The organism is Pseudomonas agronomica, assembly GCF_025917275.1.
GTDB lineage: Bacteria > Pseudomonadota > Gammaproteobacteria > Pseudomonadales > Pseudomonadaceae > Aquipseudomonas > Aquipseudomonas agronomica.
On record NZ_JAOSHO010001068.1, the window covers coordinates 1 to 411 of the forward strand.

Here is a 411-nt window from a genome sequence, read left to right on the forward strand (position 1 = left end):
ACCTGTTCAAGCATAACGCCGTGGAGCGCGTGATCGTCGCCGGCCTTCCGAAATCCCGCGCAGCCATGCATCTGGACACCGTGTTCAGTTTCTGTGACCGCGACCTGGTGACGATTTTTCCGGAGGTCGTCAGCCAGATCGTGGCGTTTTCACTGCGCCCGGACGAGAGCAAACCCGGCGGCATTGACGTACGCCGCGAGGAAGGCAGCTTCCTCGATACAGTAGCCGCCGCCCTCAAGTTGCCGGCGCTGCGGATAGTGGAAACCGGCGGCAACAGCTTCGCCGCCGAACGCGAGCAATGGGATGACGGCAACAACGTGGTCGCCCTGGAGCCGGGCGTGGTGATCGGCTACGACCGCAACACCTACACCAACACGCTGCTGCGCAAGGCCGGCGTGGAAGTCATCACCA

1 protein-coding gene is annotated in these 411 nt (G+C 63.0%); it reads left to right on the forward strand.

Translation table 11 applies throughout. The annotated features are described in order from the left end of the window. Positions 1 to 411 (forward strand): arginine deiminase family protein (locus OC610_RS28940; protein ID WP_264433253.1); only part of this gene is annotated, 411 nt, incomplete at both ends.